Source organism: Pseudomonas sp. 3A(2025) (assembly GCF_054589175.1).
On the sequence record NZ_BAAILM010000048.1, the window covers coordinates 99937 to 120940 of the forward strand.

The 21004-nt window shown below is 59.2% G+C and carries 18 protein-coding genes; 12 read left to right on the forward strand and 6 right to left on the reverse strand.

The features are described 5' to 3' along the window. Positions 1-101: 101 nt before the first annotated feature. The 6 genes from ACYP2A_RS18295 to codA all read left to right on the forward strand — a co-directional run bounded on the left by ACYP2A_RS18295 (position 102) and on the right by codA (position 6607). On the forward strand, positions 102-1004 hold the full coding sequence (locus ACYP2A_RS18295) for a LysR family transcriptional regulator (RefSeq protein WP_459747088.1): 903 nt from the start codon (positions 102-104) through the stop codon (positions 1002-1004). A 113-nt stretch (positions 1005-1117) separates the two neighbouring features. Further along, positions 1118-1699: a flavodoxin gene (locus tag ACYP2A_RS18300; RefSeq protein ID WP_459747089.1), complete on the forward strand. Its 582-nt coding sequence runs from the start codon at positions 1118-1120 to the stop codon at positions 1697-1699. A gap of 164 nt (positions 1700-1863) precedes the next feature. After that, positions 1864-2661 (forward strand): GNAT family N-acetyltransferase, encoded by a 798-nt coding sequence (locus tag ACYP2A_RS18305; protein ID WP_459747090.1) that lies wholly within the window; start codon positions 1864-1866, stop codon positions 2659-2661. Positions 2662-2868: 207 nt separating this feature from the next. After that, positions 2869-4134, forward strand: coding sequence for a cytosine permease (gene codB, locus ACYP2A_RS18310; RefSeq protein ID WP_459747092.1), 1266 nt, complete (start codon positions 2869-2871; stop codon positions 4132-4134). After that, the gene (locus tag ACYP2A_RS18315) at positions 4131-5360 is read left to right on the forward strand and encodes a PucR family transcriptional regulator (RefSeq protein ID WP_459747093.1); all 1230 of its coding nucleotides are present in this window, start codon (positions 4131-4133) and stop codon (positions 5358-5360) included. The genes codB and ACYP2A_RS18315 overlap by 4 nt, the downstream gene beginning before the upstream one ends. Positions 5361-5362: 2 nt before the next feature. Further along, complete coding sequence (codA, locus tag ACYP2A_RS18320; protein ID WP_459747095.1) at positions 5363-6607, forward strand: cytosine deaminase; 1245 nt, start codon at positions 5363-5365, stop codon at positions 6605-6607. A 53-nt stretch (positions 6608-6660) separates the two neighbouring features. Here codA and ACYP2A_RS18325 read toward each other — a convergent pair whose 3' ends face one another. The 3 genes from ACYP2A_RS18325 to ACYP2A_RS18335 form a co-directional block, all read right to left on the reverse strand. Next, the gene (locus tag ACYP2A_RS18325) at positions 6661-8802 is read right to left on the reverse strand and encodes a beta-glucosidase (protein ID WP_459747097.1); all 2142 of its coding nucleotides are present in this window, start codon (positions 8800-8802) and stop codon (positions 6661-6663) included. 61 nt (positions 8803-8863) lie between these two features. After that, positions 8864-9958, reverse strand: coding sequence for a Gfo/Idh/MocA family protein (locus tag ACYP2A_RS18330; RefSeq protein ID WP_459747099.1), 1095 nt, complete (start codon positions 9956-9958; stop codon positions 8864-8866). Positions 9959-10058: 100 nt separating this feature from the next. Beyond that, positions 10059-10967 (reverse strand): LysR family transcriptional regulator, encoded by a 909-nt coding sequence (locus ACYP2A_RS18335; RefSeq protein ID WP_459747100.1) that lies wholly within the window; start codon positions 10965-10967, stop codon positions 10059-10061. A gap of 132 nt (positions 10968-11099) precedes the next feature. Between ACYP2A_RS18335 and ACYP2A_RS18340 the strand changes: the two genes are divergently transcribed. Genes ACYP2A_RS18340 through ACYP2A_RS18350 form a run of 3 tightly spaced genes read left to right on the forward strand, consistent with a single transcriptional unit; the run spans position 11100 to position 13133 of the window. Continuing rightward, complete coding sequence (locus tag ACYP2A_RS18340; protein ID WP_459747101.1) at positions 11100-11939, forward strand: SDR family NAD(P)-dependent oxidoreductase; 840 nt, start codon at positions 11100-11102, stop codon at positions 11937-11939. A gap of 55 nt (positions 11940-11994) precedes the next feature. Continuing rightward, a complete protein-coding gene (locus ACYP2A_RS18345; RefSeq protein WP_459747103.1) occupies positions 11995-12837 on the forward strand; it encodes an enoyl-CoA hydratase/isomerase family protein in 843 nt (280 codons plus the stop codon). Beyond that, positions 12834-13133 carry a DUF1330 domain-containing protein gene (locus ACYP2A_RS18350; protein ID WP_459747104.1) on the forward strand — a complete coding sequence of 100 codons (300 nt, stop codon included), beginning with the start codon at positions 12834-12836 and terminating at the stop codon, positions 13131-13133. Before ACYP2A_RS18345 ends, ACYP2A_RS18350 begins: the two co-directional genes overlap by 4 nt. Before the next feature lie 60 nt (positions 13134-13193). Here ACYP2A_RS18350 and ACYP2A_RS18355 read toward each other — a convergent pair whose 3' ends face one another. Continuing rightward, on the reverse strand, positions 13194-13652 hold the full coding sequence (locus ACYP2A_RS18355; RefSeq protein WP_459747105.1) for an Hsp20 family protein: 459 nt from the start codon (positions 13650-13652) through the stop codon (positions 13194-13196). 221 nt (positions 13653-13873) lie between these two features. On the opposite strand from ACYP2A_RS18355, the gene ACYP2A_RS18360 reads away from it, so the two are divergent. Continuing rightward, positions 13874-14776 (forward strand): LysR family transcriptional regulator, encoded by a 903-nt coding sequence (locus tag ACYP2A_RS18360; RefSeq protein WP_459747107.1) that lies wholly within the window; start codon positions 13874-13876, stop codon positions 14774-14776. Between the two features lie 50 nt (positions 14777-14826). Here the strand turns inward: ACYP2A_RS18360 and ACYP2A_RS18365 are convergent, their stop codons facing one another. Beyond that, positions 14827-16053: an OprD family porin gene (locus ACYP2A_RS18365; RefSeq protein WP_459747108.1), complete on the reverse strand. Its 1227-nt coding sequence runs from the start codon at positions 16051-16053 to the stop codon at positions 14827-14829. 370 nt (positions 16054-16423) lie between these two features. Here ACYP2A_RS18365 and ACYP2A_RS18370 point away from each other — a divergent pair, with 370 nt between their 5' ends. Next, a complete protein-coding gene (locus ACYP2A_RS18370) occupies positions 16424-17857 on the forward strand; it encodes a YfcC family protein (protein WP_459747109.1) in 1434 nt (477 codons plus the stop codon). 34 nt (positions 17858-17891) lie between these two features. Next, positions 17892-19745: a CocE/NonD family hydrolase gene (locus ACYP2A_RS18375; RefSeq protein ID WP_459747110.1), complete on the forward strand. Its 1854-nt coding sequence runs from the start codon at positions 17892-17894 to the stop codon at positions 19743-19745. On the opposite strand, the gene ACYP2A_RS18380 is transcribed toward ACYP2A_RS18375, so the two are convergent. After that, complete coding sequence (locus tag ACYP2A_RS18380) at positions 19723-20649, reverse strand: 2-hydroxyacid dehydrogenase (protein WP_459747111.1); 927 nt, start codon at positions 20647-20649, stop codon at positions 19723-19725. The two genes, ACYP2A_RS18375 and ACYP2A_RS18380, sit on opposite strands and share 23 nt — an antisense overlap. Between the last annotated feature and the right edge of the window lie 355 nt (positions 20650-21004).

Here is a 21004-nt window from a genome sequence, read left to right on the forward strand (position 1 = left end):
GTGATGTGGTTGATGCTGTGGTCAATGGGTACACTCTAAATTCCTGTGTCCGGCTCAACAATCGGCACTCTGTTTCATGGGCAATTGAGGTTAATTCACTAATGATTCGTGCAGGCCTTCCAGAATTGACTGCCTTTGTCGCGATTGCCGAGCAACGCAGCTTCAGCGGCGCGGCCAGGGCGCTGGGCGTTTCACCCTCTGCGCTCAGCCACTCGATGCGCGGGCTTGAAGCGCGTCTGGAGCTGCGCCTGTTCAATCGCACCACCCGCTCAGTGGCGCTGACGGAGGCGGGCGAGCAACTGTTTCTGCGGGTGCAGCCGCTGCTGGGCGACCTGGAATGTGCTGTCAATGACGTGACCTCGGCGCGTAATACGCCTTCGGGGTCGATCCGGCTGAGCGCATCCGAATCGTCATTCAAGCTGTTGCTGCGCCATGTCATGCCACAGTTTTTGCAGGACAACCCGCAGATCCATATCGAATGCGTGACCGACAGCCGCCTGATCGACATCGTCGCCGACGGCTTCGATGCCGGTATCCGGCTGTATGACGATGTGCCGCGTGACATGATCGCCGTGCGCTTCGGGCCCGATGTGCGCTTTGCTGCCGTGGCCTCGCCGGACTACCTGAGCCGGCACCCGGCGCCGCAAACGCCCCACGACCTCAAGGCGCATCGGTGCATTCGCTTTCGCTTTGCCAGTGGCACGCTGTTTCGCTGGGACCTGGACCATGAAGGCCGCTCAGCCAGCATCGACGTTGACGGTCCCATGACCATGGACAACATTAATCTGATGACCGAAGCCGCCCTGGCCGGGGTTGGCATTGCCTGGGTTCCCGATCATCAGGTTGCCGAGCACTTGCAGGCCGGCCGCCTGGTGCACCTGCTGCCCGAGTGGGGCCCCTGTTACCCGGGCGCCTGCCTGTATTACCCGGCCAATCGACACCCGCCCATGGCCTTGCGCATGTTCGCCGAAGCGGTACGCACCTGGGCACGCGAGCAGGAGTGAATGATTGGTGAGTTTTACTCATGGGCCTATAAAGCCGTTTGCCGATTGTTGAGCCGCGCTTATAAAACTAGCCTCTGCCATTAATCATTGATCGATAGCAGGGAGTTAACGGTATGGCTGAACACGATCCGCTTCGTCGCCAGGTCATCGCGGCCATTGCCAGCCTGCCACTGCTGGTCACCGACGTCAGCGCTGACGAGCCTACTTCGCGGGTATCCGGGGCCAAGGCGCTGGTCGTGTACTTTTCACGCTCAGGCAATACCCGCGTCGTGGCCGGCCTGATCCAGCGCGGGCAACACGCCGACCTGTTCGAGATAAGGCCCGCGACGGCGTATCCCGAGGACTATCTGCAAACGGTCGAGCAAGCACGCCGCGAGACCGCCGATGGCTTCAAGCCTGAGCTGGCAGAAACGGTCACCGATATCAAACGCTATGACGTGGTGTTTCTCGGCTTTCCGATCTGGGGAACGACGGCGCCGCCGGTGATCCGCTCGTTCTTATCGGCCCATGACCTGTCCGGAAAAACCATCGTGCCGTTTGTAACCCATGGCGGTTATGGGCTGGGCAATAGCCTTGAGGTGGTCGCCCGGCACGCGCCGGGAGCCAGGGTCGTTAAGGGATTTGTGATGGAAGGGCCGCAGGAGAGGAGAACGATGGAGGCGGTAAATGGCTGGATGACGGGGCTGAAGGTTTAGAGCGTTGGCGCATCATGCGCTGCGAATGGGGCAGCAACTGTCTTTGCCTACCCCGGCCTCATCGCCAGCAGAGCTGCCTCCTACAAGAGGGTTTTAACCTCCTACCGGGGCCTTCTTGAGTAAAAAGCGTCACACTACCTGCTAATGCAGGCAGGAAAACCACAATGTACATGGATATTGAATCAGCCCTTGAGATTGAAGCCGCCGAGCGCGAGTACTTGCACGCGCGAGTGGAGAATCTGCTGCGCTTGGACGGTAATCCGTATGGCGCGCGGGTGTTTTTGAATGGCGCGCTGCCGTGTTTTCAAGTCGCCGCGTCGCCCAGTCCGATGCTCAATCGTATCTACGGTGAGCCTTTGGCTGATCCCCAGGCCATGCTGGATCTGCTTAAACACAATGTGAGCGTAACGCCTCTGATCGGTTCTCCCTCGACGCTTGAACCTCTGATTGTTATCGCGGGTTGCCAGCTTGAGCGTTTGAAAGGCTGGACGCATGTGCAGTTGGCGTGTGCGCTTGAACAGACGGTGATCAACCCGCACTCCTTCAACATTGAAGAGGCAACGACACAGACGCTGGATGCATTTACCGAAGTTCATGCCGGTGGCTTTCATACCAAACCTGCACAGCGGGCACTGAATCAGGCGTCGTTTTCAGGTGCGGCGGCAGGGGATTCATTGAAAGTTTATGTAATCAAAGAGGCGGGTGAAGTGGTTGCCGGCGCCGTGATGTTTCTGGCCAGTAACGGTATTGCTTATCTGGGCACTGCGGCTACCCGTAAAGCGGATCGGGGCCGCGGTTATCACGGGGCATTGATCGCGCATCGAATCGAGCAAGCCAGAAAACTGGGGTGTCGCGCGGTTGCAGCCACCGCGTTAGCCAACTCGCAAAGCCGGCGCAATCTGCAACGTGCGGGCTTGAAAATTTCCCATACTCAAGCGCTGTATCGCTTGTTGAATGGTTGAACCCATCTGGTGCGCCAACGCCTGAATAAAGGGCGTTTCGCACAGTTATGTCAGGCATTCTCTCGCTTAAATGTGCAATGTGAACACCGCTGAATATCACTCACGCCCCGTTTTACCTTCATTTCCAGCCTGTTTGAAACGGGCCTGGTAATTGCTCTTGTTGTCGTGCGCTTCTTTATCTACTTCGCACGCCAGCAGGAGACACACATGAGTTCAACCGGTGACTTTCCGTTAACCGAGGCCCCGCCCTCTGCCCGCAAGGGGCTGTTGCCCATTTCCATGGTGCTGTTCAGCTTCACCTTCTTTACCGGCACCATGTTTGCCGGTGGCAAGCTGGGCATGGCGTTTTCGTTCGTCGACATGCTGTGGATCGCGGCCATCGGCAACAGCCTGCTGGCGCTGTATGCCGCTGCACTGGCGTTTATCGCTTCGCGCAGCGGTTTGAACACGGTGCTGATGGGGCGCTTCTGTTTTGGAGAGGCCGGCAGCCGGCTTTCGGACTTTCTGCTTGGCTTCGCCGAACTGGGCTGGTACGCCTGGGGCACCGCGACCGTGGCGATTGTGCTGGTAAAAATCCTCGGCCTGAGTGAAGGCCTGACCATTCCCCTGATGATCCTGTTCGGCTTCGGTTTCTGTATCACCGCCATCGTTGGCTTCAAAGGCCTCGATGTGCTGTCGCGAATCTCGGTGCCGTTGATGTTCGTGCTGCTGGTCATCTCGATGGTTATCGCCACCCGCGATATCGGTGGTTTCAGAGGCCTGGCGGCGGTTATCCCGCATGAAACCATGACGTTCTCGGCGGCGGTGACCATGGTCTTTGGCACCTTTGCCAGCGGTGCAACGCAGGCGACCAACTGGACGCGGCTGTCGCGCACTGGGCGGGTGGCGATCATTGCCAGTGTTGTCAGCTTTCTGCTGGGCAACGGTTTGATGGTGGTGGCCGGCGCCTGGTGCGCCATCGTCTATCAGCAGGCCGATATCGTCGAGGTGATGATCCTGCAGGGCTTGTCGTTCGCGGCGGTGGTCATGTTGTGCCTGAACTTGTGGACCATTCAGGGCCCGACGATCTACAACGTGGCGGCCGCTGGCTGCCACCTGCTGCGTAGCCAGCGCCGGCGGACCATGACCCTGGTGTCGGCGGGTATTGGTGTGCTGCTGGCCATCGGCGGCATGTACGAGATGCTGATTCCGTTTCTGGTGCTGCTGGGCTCGATCATTCCGCCGGTGGGCGGGGTGATCATGGCGGACTTCTGGTATCGCCATCGCGGCCAGTACCCGCTGCTGGCCACTACCACATTGCCGCGCTACAACGTTATCGGGCTGTTTTCATACGCGGTCGGCGCGCTGGTGGCGTACTGCTCGCCATGGGTTGCACCGCTGGTAGGCATTGCGGTGGCCGCTATCTGCTACATCGGCCTGCTGCAACTGAGTGGCCGCCGGGCAGCTCTTGGCCAGGTGCAGGGCGAACAATGAGCCTGAGCGTTGCTGAAATCCTCAAGCTGCCTGGGCTTGAAGAGCTGGCGGTGCGTGCCGGCGGCGCGCAACTGCACCGCAGCGTGCGCTGGCCGTATGTGGCCGAGAACGAAGGCATCGCCGAGTGGGTGATGGGCGGCGAACTGGTGTTCGTCACCGGCATCAACCACGCCCGCGATGAGGCGAACCTGCTGAGCCTGGTCGAAGACGGCGTTGCAGTGGGCATTGCCGGGTTGGTGATTCTCACCGGCGGCACGTTCATCCAGCGCATTCCCAAGGCCGTGATCGAACGCGCCGACGTGCTGGGCTTACCGCTGATCGAGCAGCCGTACCTGTTGAAGATGATCATCGTCACCCATGCGATCGGCACGGCGCTGGTGCACATGGCCCAGGCCCGGCGCTCGCGGCACGATATCCTCAGTCAGTTGCTGACCGGTGACTATCCCAGTCTGGTCATCGCCCGCCAGCGCGCCGAGCATGCGAACTTGCCGGTAGACGGCCCACGCCGCCTGCTGGCACTGCGGTTGTCGTCGGTGAGTGTGCTGTTCGAGCGCCATGCCCCGGCCCTGGCTGAACAGATGTTGCAGCACGTGCGCCAGGCGTTGCAGGACCACCTCGAAGCCTGGAACCGCGACCTGCCTGCGTCGCTGCCAGTGATCGTCCAGGGCGACCTGTTCATCCTGTTACTGCCGGACAGCGACAGCCTGCGGGCCGACCTGCTGAGTCTTTACCAGGCACTCACCTCGTTGACCGGCGACATGACCCTGTTCATGGGGCTGGCCAACCGGGTCGAGGACTGCGGTCACTATCGCAAGGCGCTGAATGAAGCGCGTCAGGCGCTGGACGTGGCGGAAAACCTGCACCCGGCCAGCGGCTTCTGCGACTTCAGTGAACTGGGCGTGCTGCGACTGCTGCAAGGCATCGAAGACCGCTCGGTGATCGACCACTTCGTCAGGCAGACCCTCGGTGCGCTGATCGAGCCGTCGCGCAAGCAGCCGTTTGTGCTGATCGAAACCCTTGATGCGCTGCTTCAGGAAAACGGCAACGCCCTCAAGGCTGCCACACGTCTGTCGATCCATCGCAACACCCTCAACCAACGTATCCAGCGCATCGAGCAACAGAGTGGACAGTCGCTCGACGACCCGCTGTTTCGCATGAACGCCTCGGTGGCGCTGCTGGTCTGGCGCATGACCCCCATCCATAAAGTGCCCAATAGCAAGGAATGACCATGAACATCATCAACGCCCGCCTGCGCGGCAAGACCGGCCTGTATCGTCTTGAACTCGACGCCGGAAAGATCAAGGCCATCGTCGCTCAAACAGACGTGATCAAAGCACTCCATGCGGCTGATCTGGACGCCGGGCAGAACCTGGTGACCGCGCCCTTTGTCGAGCCACACATTCATCTGGACGCCACGCTGACGGCCGGCGAACCGAGCTGGAACATGAGCGGCACGCTGTTCGAGGGCATCGAGCGCTGGGCCGAGCGCAAGGCCCTGGTGACCCATGAAGACACCAAGCGGCGTGCGCGCAAGACCATCGACATGCTGGTCGATCACGGTATTCAGCATGTGCGCACCCACGTCGATGTCACCGACCCCAGTCTGGCGGCGCTCAGGTCGATGCTTGAAGTGCGCGAAGAAACCCGCCACCTGATCGACCTGCAAATCGTCGCGTTTCCTCAGGAGGGCATCGAGTCATTCAACAATGGTCGGGCCTTGATGACCGAGGCGGTGGCGCTGGGCGCCGATGTGGTGGGCGGTATTCCGCACTTTGAAAACACCCGGGCGCAGGGCGAGTCATCGGTGAAATTCCTGATGGACCTGGCCGAGCGCACCGGTTGCCTGGTGGATGTGCATTGCGACGAAACTGACGATCCGCAGTCGCGCTTTCTTGAAGTGCTGGCCGAAGAGGCGAGGGCGCGCGACATGGGCGAGCGGGTCACCGCCAGCCATACCGTGGCCATGGGTTCGTACGACAACGCCTATTGCTACAAGCTGTTCCGCCTGCTCAAACAGTCGCGGATCAACTTCATTTCCTGCCCGACCGAAAGCATCCACTTGCAAGGGCGCTATGACGGTTACCCCAAGCGTCGCGGGCTGACCCGTGTTGCAGAAATCGATCGTGCCGGCATGAACATCTGCTTTGGCCAGGACTCCATCGTCGACCCGTGGTACCCACTGGGTAACGGCAACATTCTGCGCATCCTCGAGGCCGGCCTGCACATCTGCCACATGCTCGGTTATGAAGACCTGCAGCGCTGCCTCGACCTGATCACCGACAATAGCGCCCGCACCTTGAACCTGGGCGAGCGCTACGGGCTGGAGGTCGGACGCCCGGCCAATCTGTTGATCCTTTCAGCACCGGACGACTACGAGATGATTCGCAGCCAGGGCCAGGTATTGATGTCGATTCGGGCGGGCAAGGTGATCATGCAGCGCAGCCCGGCGCGGGTAGAGCGCATGACCGGTTAAGTGCGGGCCAGCAGGTCCTGAACCTGGTCAAACGCCGAGGCATCAGCCCCGGTTCAGGCGATGTGCAGACTCAGCCCCAAGGTTTCGTCCGAAGCGTCATTGGCCACCCAGACCGTATAATCTCCCGGCGCGATGACCAGACGTCCATCCTGATAGCGTGCCAGAATCCGCGACTCCAGAAGCACATCCACCTGGGCCTGTTCACCGGCCAGCAGAAAGGTTTTCTGAAAACCGGCCAGCCGTTTGGCAAAACCGTCTTCACCGTGTTTGGCCACATAGATTTGCAACGTGGTCGCGCCGGCGTGCTCGCCGGTATTTTTCACGGTAGCGGACACCTGGTACTGCGTAGCGGAGGTGATGTAGGCGTCACGGGTTTCAAACCGGGTGTAGGACAGCCCGAAGCCGAAAGGAAACAACGGTTCAAGGCCTTCACGCGCATACCAGCGATAGCCGACGTCCGACCCTTCGATATCGTAGTCGATCGGGATGATCTTGCCTTTGCGGGGCATGCCGGGATTGGAGGTGGTGGTCTGCGGGTCGATCTGCTCTGGGCGCGGCAGATGTGCTTCGCTGGCCGGAAAGGTAAGGGGCAAGCGGCCTGACGGATTGACCCGACCAAACAACACCCCGGCGATTGCCGGTGCGCCACCCGAACCCGGATACCAGGCGGCCAGCACGCCGGCAACGGCATCGAGCCAGGGCATGAGCACCGGACCGCCGCTTTGCAGCACGACGATGGTTTTGCTATTCGCCGCGCTGACCGCCTTGATCAAGGCGTCCTGCTCGTCTGGCAGGCCAAGGCCTTCGGCATCCAGTCCTTCGGAGCGCCATTCCTGGGCCACGACGATGACCGCCGTTGAGATCCGCGCCTGCGCGACGGCCAGCGCTACATCAGTGCCGTCAAGAAAGTCGACCTGTTGCGCGCCGCTTTCTTCCTTGATGGCTTGAAGCAGGGAAGAGGGCTGATAGACCTTGTTGACCTTCATACCCATCAGGTCCAGGCCCGGCAACGACACGCTGCCCACCGGCGTCACCGACGACGAACCGCCGCCGCACAACACACCGTGATCGGCCTGCGCGCCAATCACCAGCAACCGCGGCGCCCGTTGCGGCAGCGGCAATGCCTGATCGGCATTTTTGAGCAAAACGATGCCTTGCTCGGCCTGCCGCTGGGCGATCAGTTTGTGCAGGCTGTAATCGACAGGAAATGCCGGAGCAGCGGCATCGTCCAGCGCGCCGACGGCAATCAGGCTGCGCAGGATCCGGGTGACCATGTCATCGACACGCGCCTGTGCAACTTGTCCGCTGGCCACCGCCTGACGCAGCGCTTCGCCGAAATAATGCGCGTCATCCAGATTGGCGCCGGATTGAACGTCCAGCCCGGCCAGCGCGGCCTTGACGGTGGAGTGCGTCGCGCCCCAATCGGACATCACCCAGCCGGGATAGGCCCACTGGCCCTTGAGCACGGTGTTGAGCAGGTAAGCGTTCTCGCAGGCGTAGTCACCGTTGATCAGGTTGTAGCCCGGCATGACCGAACCTGGCTGGCCGATTTCGATGGCGATCTGAAAGGCCAGCAAGTCCGACTCATGCAGCGTGGCTTCGCTCATGGTCGAGCTGACCATGACCCTGCCGGTTTCCTGAGCATTGGCCACGAAGTGTTTGACGGTCGAAACGACTTTTTGCGACTGGATGCCTGCCACAGAATTGCCGGCCAGCACACCGGTCAGCAGCGGGTCTTCAGAGATGTACTCGAAGTTGCGCCCGCCACGCGGTTCGCGAATCAGGTTGGCGCCGCCCGCCAACTGCACATTGAAGCCTTTTTGCCGGGCTTCGCGGCCCACCAGCGCGCCGGACTCATGAGCCAGCTCGGGATTGAACGTCGCCCCGAGCAACAAAGAGCTGGGCAGGGCAGTGGCATGGTCGCCCGGCCTGACATTGCCCAGATTACCGACCCCGAGGCTGGCGTCGGACTGCTGCATGGCCGGGATGCCCAGGCGCGGAATGGCCGGGTAAAACGCCGCTGAACCCAAGGCACCTTCAGGCTTTTCGGTGCCCATTACCGGGATCGCCATCGGCCCGGAGATCCAGGAAAACTTCTCGTCCTGCGTCATTTGCGCCACCAGGGCGCGGGCGCGTTCATCGGGCGCTGAAGGGTTGTCGAGCAGGAGGTTGTCGCGGGTATTGACGTCACTCATTGCGGTCACCAGTAGCAGGTAGTCAATTTCTGAGTGGCGTCCGGCGCATGGGTTCCCGCTATCAACGATCTGCGTAGCTGAAAAAGCGGTTCGAGGACTCAACGATCCGGTCGATAAGACGGTGCATACGTACGGCGTCTTCAAAGCTGTTGGCTTGCGTGGAGCCGGTTGCCTTGTCACGCGCATACGCCTGGTACAGATAAGCAACCTCGCGAGCGCTGGCGTCCAGGTGCGACACCGCCGACGATATGTACTCGTCTGGCACCGGGAGCTCTATAAAGGCCTGCGCGCCGTCGTTCATGCCCTGCAAAACGGCATCTTCAGGATTCTGAAACCCACGTGTATTGGTGATGCGCAAGGCACCTTCAGTACCGGTGATATCTATGTGCAGACCTGTCGGGTGAGTCTGGCCGCCTTCAAGTTGGACGCAAAAAAGACCACCACCGGGCAGGGTGCCGATCAACATTACCTGATTCGGGGCGTCATACGGGATTTTTTCGCCCGTTTCTGCAATGGTGGTGACGGGCAACTGGTTTTCCACAACGGCCGTCAGTTTTTCCGGAAAGCCCACTCCGTGGAAAAGCATATTGAGAAAATGGCCGCCATAAATCGACAGCAAATGAGTGAAGTTCGCAGGGTTTACCGCCCATTTGACAGACTCCGGCATGACCGCCGAGAAGGCGCCAACACCCACCGACATGTTCACTGCGCGGACTTTGCCGACGTAACCTTGCTTGACCAGGTCATGCCAGTAACGGGCGCTTGGCGCATACCGGCGCTGCAGGCCTGTCACATGCCTGACGCCCTTGGCTTTGGCTGCTGCCAGTATCTTTTCGGACTCCTGAGTGTGGGTCGATAGCGGCCACTCGGCATAAACATCCTTGCCGGCGTCAATGACGCTCATCGCCAACCGGCCATGCTCTGGCGTCGGGGCCAGAATGACCACCAGGTCGACGTCAGGGTGGTTGATCAGGTCGTCAGCATTATCGAAAGCGTGTGCAATTCCGAAATCATAGGCATAGCCCCGAACCTTTTCCAGCGTGCGGCCTGACACTGCAACAATCTCGAAGTTATCCAGCGACTGTAGCGTAGGGATATGGCCGTAACGTGCCCATCCACCCGTACCAATGATGCCGACGCGAATCTTGTTGGTCATGGTGACTCCTTTCCAAGAAATGGTTGGCGAATGTTAGGCGGATTGAACCGTTTGAATAAGCCGGTAACGAGTCAGCGCACTCGTGACAGGTTGTCATCAATCAGGCTGTTCGGGATGTCAGCCCGGCAGAGAAATGCTCAAGCATGAAATCAACGAATACACGAACCTTGGGCGCCATGAGTCTGCTGCTCGGCCAGACGACATGAAACGTGTTACCACCGGTCAGAAACGAATCCAGTACCGTTTGAAGTTGACCATTCGCCAGACTTTCCTTGACCGAAAAATCAGGCACGCACGCTACGCCACGACCTGACTGCGCGAGATGGAGCAATGCGTCGAGATGGTTGCAAATCATCGAGACCGGCAAAGAGGCAGAAGGGTCTTTGAACGGAGCTTTCCTGAATGGCCACTCGTGGATCTTTCCTGAGTTTTGCCAGCGATAGTGAAGGCAGGCGTGATGCAAAAGATCGGTGGGGCTGGCTGGAGTGCCGCGCGCTTGCAAATAACCTGGCGATGCAACAAGGCACGTTCGGTAACGCCCCAGCGGCCGTGACATCAAGCGAGAGTCCGTCAGTTCGCTGCCTCGAATGACGACGTCGAATCCTTCATCGATGACGTCGACCATGCGATCAGTGAAGTCCAGGTCGAGTTCTATCTCCGGAAAACGCTGCATGAAGGCAGAAATAGCGGGCATCGGCAGGCCCGCTGCATGAGCCAGGCCTACCTTTAAACGGCCACGCGGTAACGCCGTCATCGCCGACAACTCGTCCTCGGCGGCCTGGATTTCATTGAGAATGCGTCGGCATCGCTCCAGGAACACCTCGCCCTCTGAGGTAAGACGAACAGTCCTGGTACTGCGCTGGAAAAGCCTCACGCCCACGCGTTGTTCCAGCCTGGAAATACTTTTGCTGACGGCGGAGGCAGAGATCCCCATCTTTCGGCCGGTGGCTATAAAACTTTGGGTCTGCGCCGTTTCGACGAAGATCTCAAGTCCGCTCAATGTCTCCACATCACCCTCCGATTGTTGACTTTTCTGTCACTGCTGTTGTGCAAGTTAGCCCTCTTAATCGAGCAGGGTCAACGCATTACCATGGTTCGCATAAGTCGCTCGGACTGAGCCACTGTTAATGATGGAGATCACATGACGTCTTTGCAGGCCACTGAAAAAATATGGTTCATCACCGGCGCATCCCGGGGCTTTGGGCGGATCTGGGCGAGTGCCGCCTTGCAACGAGGCGATAAGGTTGCCGTCACGGCGCGTGACCTGGCTTCTCTGGAACCACTGGTCACGCAATACGGTGATGCCGTGCTGCCTTTGCGCCTGGATGTCACAGATCGTGAAGCCGTACGTGAGGCGGTCGCGGCAGCCAGGGCCAGATTTGGCCGTCTGGATATCGTTCTGAGTAACGCAGGCTACGGTCATCAAGGCGCCGTTGAGGAAGTTTCCGAGCACGAAGCGCGTGCCCAAATGGACACTAACTTCTTTGGCACTCTGTGGCTGGCACAGGCCGCCCTGGCGGTTTTTCGCGAGCAGAAATCCGGCCATCTACTGGCCGTGTCCAGTGTGCTCGGCGTGTTCTCTGCACCGACTTTCGGTATTTACAGTGCTTCAAAATTTGCAGTGGAAGGCTTGTTTGAAGCCCTTGCTCAAGAGGCCGGCCTGTTTGCAGCAAACGTCACACTGATCGAGCCGGCAGGCTATGCAACAGACTTCAACAACCCGTCCTCAGCGAAATACTCCAAAGCGATCCCTGCCTACCAGCCTGTGCGTGATGCATTGACCGAGGCGTTCGGGGGTTATGCATTTGGCGACCCGGAGGCGACGGCCAGGGCAATACTGAGCGTCGTTGACAGTGACAAACCGCCCCTGCGCATTGCCTTGGGCGGCACGGCGGTGAACGAAGTTTCCAGCGTCTACAACGCCAGGCTTGCCACGTGGGATGCATGGCGCGATGTCTCGGTATCTGCACAAGGCTGGTAGGCCGGACACGACCTGCGTAATCCAGCATAACCACTCGCTCAAAGGAAAACTGCTCATGACTGCTCCCCGGCGTTTGATTATCAAGCGTGAGTCGCCAGCCTACTGGCGCGTCGTTATCGATAACCCACCCTTGAATCTTTTCGACCCGACACTGTTTGCGCAGTTGAATGTGCTGATGGATGACATTGAACAGGACGGCAATCTGAAAGTTGTGGTCTTCGAGAGCGGGAACGAAGATTTTTTCATGAACCATCACGATGTCGAAAACCGCACAACGGTACCCGATCAGCCTGGCGCCATGCCGTTCTTCGGCAACTGGCCAAAGTTCGTGACACGCCTTGCGCAATCATCGGTCATCAGCATCGCCAAAGTACGCGGGCGGGCGAGGGCACAGGGTTTTGAATTTGCGCTGGCGTGCGATATGCGCTTTGCATCCAGAGAGCGTGCGAAATTCGCACTGATCGAGGTAGGTGGCGCTTCGATTCCCGGCGGTGGCGGCGTTGAATGGCTTTCGGCCCTGGCAGGCCGCTCGCGGGCGCTGGAGATCGTGTGCAGCGCTGACGATTTTGACGCGGACATCGGTGAACGGTATGGCTTTGTGAACCGCTCCATTCCAGACGCCGAGCTTGATAGCTTCGTTGATGCCTTTGCAAGGCGCCTTGGCGGCTTTGAAAAACGGGCTCTGGAAACCAGCAAGAAAATGGTCAACGCACGTGCAGGCGTGCCGTCGGAAGGCGATTTATGGATGTCGAACCACACCCTTCAAGGCGTCGACCTCTGGCCAGAAGCACAAAATGCATTCCCCAGGCTACTCGATGCCGGCTTCGGCAAAGTGGGCGACTTCGAGCTGAACATGGCCGAGCGACTAGGTGATCTTGCGGGAGATGAATCAACATGAGTGCCTATCTGGTTTACGTTCGAGATCGAATCACTGACCCTGACGAATTCAGACTCTACGAGGAACAGGCTGCTGCAGCGTCTGCCGGACACTCGATGACGCCGCTTGCCTTTTATGGCGCAGTTGAAACACTGGAAGGCGCCCCCGTCGATGGCGCCGTCATTCTGGAATTCCCGACAATGGCCCAAGCCAGGGCCGCTTATGAGGATCCTCTTTACCAGGATGCGCTCAAGCACCGATTGAAAGGGGCGCAATACCGCGTGTTTATTGTGCAAGGCATACCGAGTCCCGCCTGAAACCAAAGAGGCGCTCCGTAGAGCGCCTCTTGTGCCTATGGCGCGTTTTCCTGTTAGCCGTTACTGCAAGCTAACGGTGTCAAGATCGGGCTTCGATGAGCCACCGATCTCGATACGCCGCAGCTTGGCTTCCTCGGGCACCACGCGCAGCAGGTCAATGCTCAGCAAGCCGTTGGTCAGCGATGCGCCCTGGACTTCGATGTGATCGGCCAGGCGGAACGACAGCCGGAACGCGCGTTGGGCAATGCCCTGATGCAGGTAAGTGACTGCTTTTTCGGATTCACGCTTGCCACCGGAAACGGTCAGCACGCCTTTCTCGACCTGAATGTCCATGTCCTGCTCGGTCAAACCGGCCGCAGCGATCACGATTCGGTACTGGTTGTCACCGTGCTTCTCGACGTTATGAGGCGGATAGGTGTTCCCGGCCTCGCTACGCAGCGTCGATTCGAACAGATCGTTGAAGCGGTCAAAGCCAACGGACTGACGGAACAGAGGGGCCAGCGAAAGAGTAGTAGCCATTGCGAAATCTCCTGAGTTTCTCCAGATGATTTAAGGCGTGACCCGTTTTCGGCATCACGTAATCCCGTATTTAGGATCGGGAAAACAGGTTTCAAGAGGTCGCGTGAAAATTTTTTCAGGCCGTGAGCTAATGCCCATCGAGCAGTAATACTGGACGCAGTAACGGCCGATAAGGAAACTTGCCGCTCGATCCAGAACCTGCAAGTGCGTTGGATACCAGAATGAACCTCAAGCAGTTAGAAGCGTTCAAGGCCATCATGGCCACCGGCTCGACCATTGGTGCCGCGACCCGGATGGGGCTGTCGCAATCGGCGGTCAGTCGCTTGCTCAGCCAGTTTGAAGAGGCCTTGGGGTTTGCCTTGTTTCTGCGCCGCAAGGGGCGTCTGACGGCGACGCCTGAAGCCGAGGAGTTGCTGCACGAAGTCGACACGCTGGTCGACAATATGCAGCGTGTCGAGCGCCTGGCCGGGGAGCTGCGGCTGGGCCGCTCGGCGCGCAGTTTGTTGCGTGTGGCGGTGCCGACCAGCATGGCGCAGCATCTGTTGCCGAGGATCATTGCCGAGTTTCTGCGCGACCGCGAGGACACGGTTGTCGAGTTACTGACAGGCTCCTACGACGCACTGGAGCGGGCGGTGCTTGACCGTTCTGCGGACTTTGCCTTCGTGCGTCTGCCCACCGAACAGCAGGATTTCGACATCATTCCAGTGCTCGACACCGAGGGTGTCTGTGTGATGCCACGGGGTCATGCGCTGTGCGAGAAAGAGGTCATTACACCCGAAGACTTGCGAGATACACCGCTGGTGCTGCTGGGGCGGCAGCGCAACTTGCGCAACGAGCTGGACCAGGTATTTCGAGCGGCGCACATCACGCCCAACGTCCGGGTAGAAGTGCATGCGGTCAGCGGGGCGTGTGCATTGGTGGCAGAGGGGATCGGGGTTTCCATCATCAATGGCCTGCTGGCCAGTGACTTTTCTTACTTGCCCATCGAGCGACGCCCGTTCAGGCCCGTGCTGCCTTACGCCTTTGGCCTTGCGTGGCGTAACGATGTACCGCGATCACGGGTTGCCAGCGCATTCGCCGAGTTGCTCAGGCAGCGGCTGGTGGAGTCGATGAGCCGTGATTAGCTGACGCAGCGGCCAGGGAATGACCCACAGCAATTCCCTGGCCGGACGGCTTACCAGAGGTTGAAGGTGTACGTCAGATACAACCGGTTGTTGTCACGATCACTGGCGTAGCTAGAGCGCGAATTGGCATAACGGTATTCGGCCCCCAGCCCTTTCAGCGTCCCATCCGGCAGTACATATTTGATGCTGGTATTGGTCTCGTGCTCGCGCGCCACGGTGCCGCGATATTCACCATGATCACCTTTGTAATAGCGCGTCATGAAACTCAGCCCCGGTACGCCCAACGCGGAAAAGTCATAGTCATATCGCAGCATCCAGGTCTGTTCACCGGCCTGGATGAATTTACCGACGCCGGCATTACTGAACGAGTAGACGGTACTGACACTGGTATAGGGCAGGGCAGTGTCGCCAAACAGTTTCTGGTAACCCAGGCCCACGGCATGGCCGCCCAGACGATAGGTGAACAAGCCGCTGAACATGTCGCTATCGACCGGGCCATTGCGTGCAGCCCCGCTGTCACGGCTGTTGAAATAGCGCAGGTCGCTGGTCAACTTGCCGGGGCCTATCGGCAGGCTATGCACCAGGCCGAGAAAGTGCTGACGATAGAACTCGCGCATTTCACCGTAGTAATAGCTGGCGCTGAGGCTTTTGTTGAAGGTGTAAGTGGCCCCGGCGAAATCGAAATCCGTGCCTTGGGAGCCGCTGTAGCCCTGAGGAAAAATATCCACGCTGTCGGTCGAGTTACGCGCCTTGAGCTTGTCCAGATGACCGGCGTTCAGATACAGCTTGTCGATGCCGGTGTATTCCACCTGGGTTCCCTGGAAGGTCTGGGGCAGCAAACGCCCATCGTTGTAGACCAGCACGGGAATCTTCGGCAGCAGTGTGCCGGTCTTGATCAAGGCATCGCCCCAGCGAATTTTGGCGGTAAGGCCAGCGCTGGAAAAGTCATCGGCGGCGCGACCATCATCATGCACCGGCAACAGGCCGGTGCCCGCATGCTCAGCGCTCGAGTCAAGCTTGAAGCCTGCAAGCACCAGCGCATCGAGACCAACACCTAGCGTGCCTTCAGTGAAGCCCGAACGCAGATTCAGCAATAAACCCTGTGCCCATTCCCGACGGTCGTTGCCGCCATCACGGTAATCATCGTTAAAGTAATAGTTGCGCACATTGAGTGTGCCGTGGGCGTCCTCGATAAAGCCCTGGGATTGGGCAGACGGACAAATAACAAACAATGCACTGGCACACGCCAGCGAGGCGGTGGGGAGACGTTCACGCATAAAGAGTCCTTGGCTGGATATTATGTTATTGGCAGCAAACAGGCGTGCGAATAAAGGGGCACGACGCCTTTGAAATCGGGGCGCGAGGGCTGAAGCAGTGCGCTTTTCGGCGGACAGTAGCGGGCAGTGGATGACCGCGCAATCTTATGACAAGGCTGCATTACTCTATGCAATTAGTTCATGTGCAATGGACCATTTAAATCAATTAACGCATAGGGCAATCGAGATTCTTCATAGCGTTGTGAGCGCCGTATGTTTGAACTACTGTCTCGGCCGTTGCCAGGCGCAACGTTAAAAACAATACGAAAGAAGCACGTTACCTTCTGCCACAACCAGCACGCTCAGTCGCGCTTTTATCAGGGCCATTTGAATGTCCGAACTCACCCGAAACTCTGCCGTTGCAAGCACCGGCGAACTGCCTCAGGGCCAGCCCAGGCAGCTCAATCCCTCGTTGATCCTGCTGGCCATCGTTTTTCTCGCATTGATCGTCACGTACCTTGTCGACTCCGGCCAGTTCCAGCGCACCGGCATTGCCGTGGTGCCGGGGTCTTATACGACGCTTGAGAAACAGACGTCGCCCGCTCAGTTATTTGCCCTGCAAGCGCGAGCCAAAGACAGCGCGCAGGCGCGGCCGGTGTCGCTGGTCGAGGCGGTAATGGCCATTCCACAAGGCATCGAGAAACGCGCCGGCCTGATTTTCATGGTGCTGTTCATTGGTGGCATGTTCGGTGTTCTGAACAAGGCAAAAGTGATCGATGCCGGGCTGGAGCGACTATTGGGCCTGACACGCGGCAATATCTATGTGTTGGTGCCTTGTCTGATGCTGGTGTTCTCGGCCGGCAGTACCTTCATGGGGCTGGCCAAGGAGTTCATCCTCATCGTGCCCTTGATGGTGGCGATGACCACGCGGCTGGGCCTGCCCAATATCATTGGCCTGGCGATCGTTGCCATCTCGGTAAAGGTCGGCTACCTGGGTTCCATCACCAATCCGATCGCCCTGGCGGTGGCCCAGCCGCTGGTGGGCGTCCCGATGTTCAGTGGCTTGAGCATGCGCGTAGTGGCCTATGTGGTCTTTCTGCTGACCGGCATTGCGTTCGTGCTCTACAGCATTCGTCGCTTCGGTTTTGACGCCGGTGCCGAGTTTGCCTTCGAGAAAACCCGGCTGCCCTGGCGCCACGCTATCAACCTGCTGATCCTGGCCGTCGGTGTCGGTTTTCTGGTGTATGCCTCGAACCGTTGGCACTGGAAGTACCCGGAACTCTCCTCCTATTACCTGGCCTTGAGCATGGTGTTTGCGGTCGTAGCCGGTCTGGGTGCCAGTGAGGCGGCGGGGGCTTTTATCGAGGGCATGAAAAAAGTACTGATGGCTGGCGTGCTGATTGGCCTGGCCACGGCGGTAGAGATCATCCTCAGCACCGGCCAGGTGCTCGACACCATCGTCAATAGCTTGTCGAACCTGATTGGCGATCACGGCCCGCTGGTCTCTGCCTACGGCATGTTCTTCGCCCAGTTGAGCCTGGATGTGGTGATTCCTTCAACGTCGGGTCAAGCCGCTGTCACGATGCCGATCTTCGGCCCGCTGGGCCAGCTGTCCGGGGTCAGCCCGCAAAGTACGGTATTCGCCTTCCTGCTGGGCAATGGTCTGACCAACCTGATCACGCCGACATCCAGCGGCCTGTTGGTATTGCTCGCCACCGCGCAAGTAGGCTGGGGGCAGTGGGCACGGTTCATCTGGCCGTTGTTTGTCATCTTTGCAGTGATTGCCCTGGGCCTTCTGACGTTCGCCGTCACTTCGGGCTACTGAGTTTTTTACCCTTCACTATTCGAGCACCCGGCGTATGCAAATCATTCGAAACATTGAAGTGCCCATGCGGGACGGTATCTGGCTGGCCGCCGATATTTATTTTCCCGACAACGTTACCCAGCCAAAGCCTGTGGTGATAGAACGCACGCCGTATGACAAGTCCAAACCTTCCCGTTCAGAGAAACAACTGGACGGTCGACACTTGTCCCGCGAGGACATGGCCGAGGCTTTTACGTCGCGTGGGTTCATTGCGGTATTTCAGGACTGTCGCGGGCGCTACGCTTCACAGGGCGAGTTCGTCAAATACATCAATGAAGCCGAAGATGGCTACGACACGCTAAGTTGGCTGGTCGAACAATCCTGGTGCAATGGCCGTGTCGGCAGTATGGGACTTTCGTATGCGGCCCATACTCAATTGGCCATGGCCTGCCTTGATCCACCCGGGCTGGTGACGATGGTTCTGGACTCTGGAGGGTTCGCCAACGCTTTCCAGTGCGGCATCCGTCAAGGTGGGGCATTTGAACTGAAGCAGGCCACCTGGGCCTACAAACAAGCCAAGGAGAGCCCGGCAGCCAGCGCCGACCCCGTCGTGCGCCAGGCGTTGGAGCTGGAAGATATCCGTGGCTGGTTCGCGCGCATGCCCTGGCGTCCCGGCGACTCGCCGCTCAAGCACGCGCCGGAATACGAAGACTATCTGTTCGAGCAGTGGCGGCACGGAACGTTTGATGAGTATTGGCAACAACTGGGCCTCTACGCCGAGGGCTACTACGACCGGATCCCGGATATCCCCGTGCTGCTGATGTCGAGTTGGTATGACGCGTATGTCAGCTCCACGCTGGCCAACTACGCAGCGTTCACCAAGGACCGCAAGGCGCCGCAACGCCTGATCATGGGCCCCTGGCTGCATGGTGACCGCAATATCACCCACAGCGGCAATGCCGAATTCGGCCCTTCAGCGGCCTTTGATGGCCAGGTCGACGACAATTGGCTGACCTGCCGTTTGCGTTGGTTCGAGCAGCATTTGCTTGACCAGGCGGCTCCTGCAACGCCTGAGCACCGCGTGCAGGTTTTCGTCATGGGCGGCGGCAGTGGCCAGCGCAACGCGCAGCAGCGTATCGACCACGGCGGCTATTGGCTCGACGCCAATCAGTGGCCGCTGCCGCAAACCGTGACGCAAGCGTTCTACCTCACGCCGCAGGGCTCACTGGAAACCGAGGCAAGCAACGTGGCTGCCGGCCAGTTGCAGTACCGCGCAGACCCAGACAACCCAGTGCCCACTATCGGTGGCGCACTGACCTCTGGCGCCCCTGTATTCGTGGGCGGTGCGTTTGATCAGCGTGAGTCTGCGGACTTCTTCGGTACTCAAGGCGATAACACACCGCTCAGCCAGCGCGCCGATGTACTCAGTTTTGAAACCGAACCGCTGGCCAACGATCTGTTGGTGGTCGGGCCGGTACAGATCGAGTTGTGGGTTGAGAGCGACGGGCTCGATACCGACTTCACCGCCAAGCTTGTCGACGTCTATCCGCCGAGCGCGGATTACCCGCACGGCTATTGCATGAACATCACCGACGGCATCTTTCGCTGCCGCTACCGTGATGGCTGGAGCGCGCCCAAGCCATTGGTGCCCGGTGAGCGCTTCAAGGTCGTGATCGAGCCTTTCGCAACCTGCAACCTGTTCAGGCAGGGGCATCGACTGAGGCTGGACATTGCCAGCAGCAACTTCCCGCACTTCGATGTGAACCCTAATAGCGGGGAGCCAGAGGGGCACGCCGAGCACAAGCGGGTCGCACTCAACACCGTGCATATGGGCGGGCAGAGCGCATCAAGACTGCTGTTGCGGGTACAGGCGACAACAGATTCCTTCAGTAGCCATGATCACGCTTGATCAAACCATGCATGGCTTCGCCGGCCTGATGCCGCCTGATATTGGCCAGTAACCCCGGAAAAGCGCTGTGCGGCGCGGTCATAGCGCCAATGTGCGGGGTCAGCCAGACCTGCGGGTGCTGCCAGAACGGGTGACCCGGCGAGGGCGGTTCTTCGTTGAGCACGTCGAGAATGGCGTGGCTCAGTTGCCCGCATTCCAGCGCTTGAAGCAGGTCGTCTTCCTTGAGATGTCCACCTCGGCCCAGGTTGATCAGGCCGGCACCTTTTGGCAGTGCCGCCAGGGTTCTGGCGTTCAGCAGGCCGCGGGTGTCGTCGGTCAGGGGCAGCAGGCAGATGAGGATGTCGCACTGGTTGAGAAAAGGTTCGAGCTGGTCGTCGCCGGCATGGCAGTGTACGCCGTCGATGTGCTTCTGCGAGCGCGCCCAGCCATGTAACTGGACGTTGAACGCCCGCAAGCTCTGCAGCACCGCAACGCCCAGGTTGCCCAGGCCCATGACGCCAATACGACGTTGCGCTGCCGGGGTCAGGAGGTGGGCTTGCCAGTGCCCGGCCTGTTGTTGATGCAGGTACAGCGGGATCTGTCGGTGCAGGCTCAACACGGCCCAGCACGCATACTCGACGATGCCTTGAGCGATGCCGGGGTCGAGCATGCGCACCACCTGGATGTGCGCTGGTAGTTCGTCGAGGTCGAATTGATCGACACCTGCCGAGGTGGCGAAGATCACTTCCAGATTCGGGAAGCGTTCATGCAATTGCCGGGGCGGTTGCCAGGCGGCGAAATAACGGACTTGCGACGGGTCGCCGAGGTCCGGCCACAAGCGCACCTCTATGTCTGGCGCGTGCTGCTCGAACAGTGATTTCCACGCGACGCCACGGGTATCGTCGACTTTGAACAGCAGGGTCATGGCGGCTCTCGCAGGCGCTGGAAAAAGGTGTTCACACGATGCCCGATTCGCGCGCAACAATCTCCCGTATCACCGGCTGTGAACGGAAGATTACGCACTATTTTCCGGCTCGGACCGCAGAGGTGATAGTTTTGCCGGTTTGCGCTGCTTAAAAATACCTTGAGGCTATGCCTGGGTTAATAAGGGGAACGGATCCAGTCCTGCAATAGCAATTGCCTCGAAAAATAGCATGCCCTCAGGTTATGGCTTCTCTGACTATTTATGCATTGCCGGGGGTATCACGCTCTTGTAACGTCAAAAGGTCCCGCTCGGTCCAACAATAAAATCAAACCTGAGCAACGCACGCGGTGCAGGG

Bases quoted from the DNA above. Each gene is read 5' to 3' on its own strand.
- ACYP2A_RS18295 (WP_459747088.1), top strand. From the start codon at position 102: ATGATTCGTGCAGGCCTTCCAGAATTGACTGCCTTTGTCGCGATTGCC.
- ACYP2A_RS18300 (WP_459747089.1), top strand. From the start codon at position 1,118: ATGGCTGAACACGATCCGCTTCGTCGCCAGGTCATCGCGGCCATTGCC.
- ACYP2A_RS18305 (WP_459747090.1), top strand. From the start codon at position 1,864: ATGTACATGGATATTGAATCAGCCCTTGAGATTGAAGCCGCCGAGCGC.
- codB (WP_459747092.1), top strand. From the start codon at position 2,869: ATGAGTTCAACCGGTGACTTTCCGTTAACCGAGGCCCCGCCCTCTGCC.
- ACYP2A_RS18315 (WP_459747093.1), top strand. From the start codon at position 4,131: ATGAGCCTGAGCGTTGCTGAAATCCTCAAGCTGCCTGGGCTTGAAGAG.
- codA (WP_459747095.1), top strand. From the start codon at position 5,363: ATGAACATCATCAACGCCCGCCTGCGCGGCAAGACCGGCCTGTATCGT.
- ACYP2A_RS18325 (WP_459747097.1), bottom strand. From the start codon at position 8,802: ATGAGTGACGTCAATACCCGCGACAACCTCCTGCTCGACAACCCTTCA.
- ACYP2A_RS18330 (WP_459747099.1), bottom strand. From the start codon at position 9,958: ATGACCAACAAGATTCGCGTCGGCATCATTGGTACGGGTGGATGGGCA.
- ACYP2A_RS18340 (WP_459747101.1), top strand. From the start codon at position 11,100: ATGACGTCTTTGCAGGCCACTGAAAAAATATGGTTCATCACCGGCGCA.
- ACYP2A_RS18345 (WP_459747103.1), top strand. From the start codon at position 11,995: ATGACTGCTCCCCGGCGTTTGATTATCAAGCGTGAGTCGCCAGCCTAC.
- ACYP2A_RS18350 (WP_459747104.1), top strand. From the start codon at position 12,834: ATGAGTGCCTATCTGGTTTACGTTCGAGATCGAATCACTGACCCTGAC.
- ACYP2A_RS18355 (WP_459747105.1), bottom strand. From the start codon at position 13,652: ATGGCTACTACTCTTTCGCTGGCCCCTCTGTTCCGTCAGTCCGTTGGC.
- ACYP2A_RS18360 (WP_459747107.1), top strand. From the start codon at position 13,874: ATGAACCTCAAGCAGTTAGAAGCGTTCAAGGCCATCATGGCCACCGGC.
- ACYP2A_RS18365 (WP_459747108.1), bottom strand. From the start codon at position 16,053: ATGCGTGAACGTCTCCCCACCGCCTCGCTGGCGTGTGCCAGTGCATTG.
- ACYP2A_RS18370 (WP_459747109.1), top strand. From the start codon at position 16,424: ATGTCCGAACTCACCCGAAACTCTGCCGTTGCAAGCACCGGCGAACTG.
- ACYP2A_RS18375 (WP_459747110.1), top strand. From the start codon at position 17,892: ATGCAAATCATTCGAAACATTGAAGTGCCCATGCGGGACGGTATCTGG.
- ACYP2A_RS18380 (WP_459747111.1), bottom strand. From the start codon at position 20,649: ATGACCCTGCTGTTCAAAGTCGACGATACCCGTGGCGTCGCGTGGAAA.